3 protein-coding genes and 2 pseudogenes are annotated in these 4,210 nt (G+C 53.9%); 1 reads left to right on the top strand and 4 read right to left on the bottom strand.

The features are described from left to right. The 4 genes and pseudogenes from HQL65_20320 to msrB all read right to left on the bottom strand — a co-directional run. Nucleotides 1-503, bottom strand: a 503-nt coding sequence (locus HQL65_20320) for a PocR ligand-binding domain-containing protein (protein MBF0138580.1), incomplete at its 3' end; no start/stop codon positions are given. A gap of 213 nt (nt 504-716) precedes the next feature. Then, a pseudogene (locus HQL65_20315) lies at nt 717-1,340 on the bottom strand (PAS domain S-box protein). 699 nt (nt 1,341-2,039) lie between these two features. Then, a pseudogene (locus tag HQL65_20310) lies at nt 2,040-2,768 on the bottom strand (transporter substrate-binding domain-containing protein). Then, nucleotides 2,761-3,207 carry a peptide-methionine (R)-S-oxide reductase MsrB gene (msrB, locus tag HQL65_20305; protein ID MBF0138579.1) on the bottom strand — a complete coding sequence of 149 codons (447 nt, stop codon included), beginning with the start codon at nt 3,205-3,207 and terminating at the stop codon, nt 2,761-2,763. Before msrB ends, HQL65_20310 begins: the two are co-directional and overlap by 8 nt. A gap of 231 nt (nt 3,208-3,438) precedes the next feature. Here msrB and HQL65_20300 point away from each other — a divergent pair, with 231 nt between their 5' ends. Continuing rightward, nucleotides 3,439-4,206, top strand: coding sequence for a LysR family transcriptional regulator (locus tag HQL65_20300; GenBank protein ID MBF0138578.1), 768 nt, complete (start codon nt 3,439-3,441; stop codon nt 4,204-4,206). The last annotated feature ends 4 nt before the right edge of the window (nt 4,207-4,210 follow it).

The raw sequence follows: 4,210 nt of genomic DNA, 5'->3' as shown, positions 1-4,210 counted from the left end.
AGCCGCATGTGTAACTGTTTGACAGCAAGCGACCCGATCAAACGGGAAAAACGGGCCAGAAAACCCAGAATGTGGGGCAGTTTGGCCTCATCCATGACAGGCGCTTCACGAACCGCCGCGAGATAGGCCTCCGTGGCGAACCCCAATTCGGCGGCCTGCCGGCGGAAAAATTCATGATCCGGTTGTGTCAGATGAAATTGTCCAATGAACACATTGGCCACATGCTGCCCGTTGATGAGGATGGGCGATGCGCAGTCGGTCATGCCATTCTTGCAGCGATAGATCGTGAATTCCTGTCCCTCCTTCAATTCCAGGGCCAGACGGGTATCACTCTCGATACAGTTGGCACAGGCCCGATCATGGACACGATGAAAATCGGTACAGACCCGTTGCCAGCGCGACGATGCCAACACATTGGCTTCCAGATCGATAATTGCCATGGGAACACCAACTGCATTGGCAAACATCTGGAAGAGGTCCTGGACCAGCTCATCATGCAACATGTCAACAAATTCGTGCTTGATCGTCGCGAGGTCCCGGGTTGCGGCAGGCTGAATGCCCGGCAAAAACGCCGTCGATTCCCCCGTATCGACCCGCTCCGGCGTGGCATAGGGTTTCCCTTGACCGACCTGCACGGCAAATGCATTGATTTCGCGTTTGAGTTCAATGATGCGTTGTTCCCGCCCCAGGGCCAGACGGTTGAAGCGTTCAAGATCCTCGACCTTTTTGCGATCCGATACATCAATGAAGGTCCCGACCAGTCCCCCCGGCGTGCCATCCACACGGCGAAATCCGGATACAAAATAAAGGGTATTGTGAACTTTGCCATCGGCAAAAGGCATGGAAACTTCGCATCGTATCGAAGATGCCTCGGCAATGATCACCTCGTCTTCAGCCTGATAGGCCAGACGATCCCTTTCCGGCAAAAAATCCAGTTCCAGGACACGCTTGCCGATCAAATCCTTTCGCTGAACTCCGAAAGTCTCTTCATAGGCACGATTGAAACCCAAAAAGCGGGTGTCGGCACCCTTGTAGAAAATCGGATAGGGAATCGTATCCACCAGCACCTGCTGAAAGGCAAATTGGTCGCGCAAGGCCGCTTCGGAGCGTTTGCTCCCTTCCAGGGCCAGGTTGAGGCGCTGTTCCATGAGACGACGTTCGTGAATTTCCCGACCCAGGCGGCGATTCCAGTAGACAATGCCGCCAATCACCAGCAACAATCCGGCACCCAGGGGCAACACCCACAACAGAATGGAACGAATGTCGGTTCCCACCTCCACCTTGATGGCCAACCAGGGGTTGCGCAGGGCATTTTGTTCCCGTGCATCCATGATGGCCATGGTCTTGGTCAAGATGGCAGCCAATTCAGGTCGATCATTGGGCACTCCAAAACGGATTTCATGGTTCACAGGCGTGTGGGCCGCTACCTTCAGATTGGTCAGACCCCTGGCTTGAATGGCATAGGATGCGGTGATCAGATTGCCCACAAAAGCGTACATGTCACCCTGGGAAACCTTGGACAACCCTTCGGCATCATCCTGGACCGAGCGCAGGGCTATTTCCGGATAAGCGCTTTGGATCTTCTTTTGCAGTTCTCTTTGAATCGAGGAACCTTTGACGACAGCCGTCGGCCGTTTGATCAAATCCGCCAACCCACCCAGAAAAGGGGCATCGCTGCGGGTGATGATGACTTGCGGAGCCACAAGGTAGGAGTTGGTCACCTGCAAAAAATTCTGCATCCCTTCGTCGGCAGCAGCCACAATGTCCAATTGCCCTTTCCTGCCATGTTCCAGGACCTGGTCCCAGGGGAGATCCAGTACCTCGAAGTCCACGCCCAGTTTTTTGCCCATGGCCTTGAGAAAGTCAGCGGCGATCCCCTGATGTTTGCCATGCCCATCGCGATAATCAATCGGAGCCCAATCGCCTCGCGATCCCACCTTGTAGGGTCCTGGATGGGCGGCAAGCCATTTTTTTTCCGCCGTCGTCAACAACAGTGACGAGGCCTTGACCACGGTTTCCGGTTTGACTTTGTGTTGGGTATAAATCGCTTCCACCCGCCCCTGGGCAACCATGTCCTGAAATACCTGGTTTAATTGTGATGCCAGTTCCGCATGCGGGGAGTGTCTGGATAGTCCATAATAATTTTCGATGGTTTGGTTGAAGCGATAGTTGGCGTAGCCATATCCGTCAAAACCAAGTCCTGCCAGGGCACTTTCCAGGGCACCCTGGTCCAATACGGCCACCACATCGACCGATCCCTCGATGATGGCCCGTGCCAGGGCATAGTCACTGCCATCCGAAGGAACCTTGTGGAGGGTTTTATCGGCATCGAACCGGGCAAAGTAGGCCGTATCCTTCTTGATGCCCACTTTCAGGCCGTGCAAATCCTCATAGGCGTTGAGAGACTCCTCCCGCCCCTTGCGCACCAGGAACAAAATATCCTTGCGTTGCGAACCAATCGGGCCGAGAAAATGAATAAACGCCTCACGTTCCGGTGTATGTATGGCGCGAGGAACCAGGTCCACCGTGCCCTTTTTCAATCCTTCCAGACTTTCGGGGAAAGGAGCCGCCCGCCATTGTATCCGATAGTTTATTTTGGCTGCGGCCTCTTCCAGAATTTCCTTGAGCGGGCCACCCAGATACTGCCCGTCCACAATCATTTCGGGGGGACGATGGCGCAAATCGGCATTCAGCACCTTCTCGTCCGCCCAGAGTGCGCCTGGCATCAGAAAACAAATCAACAGTAACAGAGCCAACTTATTATCCATTTGGCACAGACGGGCTCCGTTCCGTTTCCAGGGGGATGAAATTCAGCGCCAACCCATTGTTACAGTAGCGTTTCCCGGTGGGTTGCGGGCCGTCATTGAAAACGTGTCCCTGATGGCCGCCGCAGCGGGCGCAGTGGTATTCGGTGCGCGGATAGATCAAATGAAAATCAATTTTAGTTTCAATTCGTTCCGGGATGGCAATAAAAAAACTGGGCCAGCCGGTACCGCTGTCAAATTTGCTTTCGGAAGTAAACAATGGTGCCTGGCAACCGGCACAGACAAAAGTTCCTGGACGATGTTCGGCATTCAAGGGACTGTTGAATGGAGGTTCCGTTCCGGCGCGGCGGAGAATCTGATATTGCTCCGGGGTCAGGATTTGTTGCCATTCGGCGTCGGTTTTGGTCACTTTATCGGTCTCCCGGAATAACCTTCTTTGCATGGGTAGTGACTCGTCTATCCGGTCTCGTTCAAGGGAATAAACCTGGAAGATATCTGCATGGCAACCTGATATCTGTTGCGATGCAACACGGTGTCGGGACAATTGTCCAGGATTTTGTTCATTCCGTCCATCAAAATCAGCCGGGATGACCCGACCAGATATCTGGTATTGGACCGATTATCTCACTTTATGAGCCACACCATGAATCGGAAACGGGAAGAGTGAATCATCATGAATCATTTGTTGGGCATGCAGATTTTTGTGGCGGTTATCGACCATGGGGGATTTTCGGCAGCGGCGCGGGTCCTGGGCAGCAGTGTCGGCAGAATAAGCAAGGGATTGACGGCCTTGGAAAATCACCTGGGGGTTTCCCTGATCCAACGCACCACCCGCCAGTTGCACCTGACCTGGGAAGGAGAACGCTATCTTGCCCACTGTCGGCAAATTCTGGCAGAAGTCAAAGATGCGGACCGGTCCGTGCGCAAAGGTCGTGAAGTGACCGGACGCCTGCGTATTTCAGCGCCAGTGCTGTTTGGACACCGCCATGTCAGTCCGGTTTTGCTTGATTTCATGGCCCAATATCCAGGCATCGAAGTCAATCTGGAATTGAGTGATCCCTATGTGAACCTGGTGGCAGAGGGGTTTGATCTGGCCATTCGTATTGGCAACCTGATGGATTCATCGCTGCGGTCACGACGGTTGGGATCCTACCAGCTCCTGGCCATGGCAGCCCCATCCTATCTGGCACACCATGGCGAACCAAAACATCCTGAAGAGTTATCCCGACACGCCTGTCTGGTCTATACGCTGTCGTCTTCGGAAAGTATCGGCGTCTGGCGTTTCACGGATCAGGCAGGAGAGGAGTATCGGGTCAAGGTGGCCGGTCGGCTGAGTTCCAACAATGGCGAAGTGTTGCGTCAGGCTGCAATCAGGGGTCAGGGAGTGACCCTTATCCCATCTTCGCAGCTTTTCCCATTTTTCGAGCTGCTTTTGAGATGATTTC

Source organism: Magnetococcales bacterium (assembly GCA_015228935.1).
In the GTDB taxonomy this organism is placed as follows: Bacteria; Pseudomonadota; Magnetococcia; order Magnetococcales; family DC0425bin3; genus HA3dbin3.
Note: the sequence above shows the minus strand (reverse complement) of the source record. Positions and strands in the feature narration are given on the sequence as shown.

Bases quoted from the DNA above. Each gene is read 5' to 3' on its own strand.
- msrB (MBF0138579.1), bottom strand. From the start codon at position 3,207: ATGCAAAGAAGGTTATTCCGGGAGACCGATAAAGTGACCAAAACCGAC.
- HQL65_20300 (MBF0138578.1), top strand. From the start codon at position 3,439: ATGAATCATTTGTTGGGCATGCAGATTTTTGTGGCGGTTATCGACCAT.